The sequence below is a fragment of the Bacillus sp. LR--39 genome, from assembly GCF_053613335.1.
The window spans coordinates 1-697 of record NZ_JBSIOT010000914.1; the positions used below are offsets into that span (position 1 = coordinate 1).

The following is a 697-nucleotide window of genomic DNA, read 5'->3' on the forward strand; positions in this document are numbered from 1 at the left end:
TTCTTTGATAACCTTCTGGGAGTAACTGAATAATTAAATCCTCACTCTTTCTCAGTGAGGTAGAGGTTGCGCGGATGATAAGTCACACATGCCAGGCTGACAGGGGCTGTTAAACATGTGTAAAAGGCATCAGCGCCGAAGTGTGGAGAAAGCCGATCCTTCTCTATGCTGGGACTGTATCTGAATAAGTGCAGGACTGCCGCGTGCTTTTTCGCGGAGGGCTATCCGGAGATCAAGGGTGTGTGTTTCTTTAAGCATGGACTTTTGTTCAGGCTTTTTTTGCGTTTATATGATCTCGGGGTCTGGTCCGTACAAAGAATCATGGAGGTACTGGAATGGAACAGACAAAAAAATGGGGTTTTTGGTTATTAACGGCGTTTGTCGTTGGAAATATGGTTGGATCAGGAATTTTCTCCTTGCCGAGCTCGCTTGCTTCAATTGCGAGTCCGTTTGGAGCTACGTCCGCCTGGCTTTTGACAGGTGCCGGCGTGCTGATGATTGCACTTGTGTTCGGACATTTGTCCATTCGTAAGCCTGAACTGACAGCGGGACCGCAAAGTTATGCAAGAGCGCTGTTTTCTGACCCGAAAAAAGGCAACGCTGCCGGTTTCACAATGGTGTGGGGCTACTGGGTGGCGAGCTGGATCAGTAACGTGGCGATCATCACAAGTCTCGCCGGTTACTTGACTTCGTTCTT

General features: G+C 48.6%; 1 protein-coding gene and 1 riboswitch. The gene reads left to right on the forward strand.

Going from position 1 to position 697, the window contains the following annotated elements:
• Positions 1 to 52 precede the first annotated feature (52 nt).
• Positions 53 to 232: riboswitch (Lysine riboswitch) on the forward strand.
• A 103-nt stretch (positions 233 to 335) separates the two neighbouring features.
• On the forward strand, positions 336 to 697 hold a 362-nt coding region (locus ACWHAR_RS27435), incomplete at its 3' end, for an amino acid permease (protein ID WP_452088479.1).